This window comes from Oleiphilus sp. HI0086 (assembly GCF_001635225.1).
Window position 1 is genome coordinate 1 of sequence record NZ_LWFZ01000087.1, and the last position, 846, is coordinate 846.

Consider the following 846-nt stretch of genomic DNA (forward strand, 5'->3'; position numbering starts at 1 on the left):
AAACCGTGGCGCTCAGCACCAAAATCAACAAATGCAGCTTCAAGGCTGGGCTCGATACGAGTGATCTTACCTTTATAAATGTTTGCTTTTTTCTGTTCGCGAGAACTCGCTTCGATATCAAGATCGTAGAGTTTTTGGCCGTCTACAAGGGCAACACGTAACTCTTCACTTTGAGTTGCGTTTATAAGCATTCTTTTCATGAATGAAATCCAGTTTTGTGCTGGAAATCGCAGGAAGACAGCTTGGTTTAAAGTAAAATTACTCAGCTATAAATCAAGTTAGCGAGCTAACAAATTCCAATACATAGCAGCAACACCCAGTACCCGTGACAAATTCGCGGTGGGGAAGTGGCCACATATGGCGTTTGTTGGTTTTACTTCTATTTCCTAACTATTGTCTGGTCTTATTGCTTCCTTCAAATGATCTGGGCATATGTATTTATGCTCGCTCAAGTCCGGTGCTGCCTTTCAACGCTAAGAAGTAAGTGATAGTGCGTACTAACATTAATGGTCTGCGTTCAATCGCAAGACTTTGTTGTCTGCATCACTTACGGGCTATAAATTCTGTTTTCCTAATGCGATTCCACGCTTTAGTTTTATTTCCAGAGCTTAAATTGCTCTGGAATCCTAATTAATTTACGACATGACAGAGCTTTCTATACCGTGTCGTGTTGTCTGTACTTTCTACTTTTCACTCTGTTGGTGGAAAGGCTCGCTTTATGTATTCTTTTTCATTGCGTGCGTACAAAACTTTCAACGCCTATTTAGCTTGTGTCGCAAGCAAATAGCTGTCGGTTTTCTGTCTATATAATCTGTCGTCTTACTGCTCCGTGGGCTTTTAGCTATA

Annotated in this window: 1 protein-coding gene; it reads right to left on the reverse strand. The window is 41.0% G+C overall.

The features are described 5' to 3' along the window. A partial coding sequence (locus A3756_RS01325; protein WP_156490170.1) for a hypothetical protein occupies nt 1-200 on the reverse strand: 200 nt, incomplete at its 3' end. Nucleotides 201-846 lie beyond the last annotated feature (646 nt).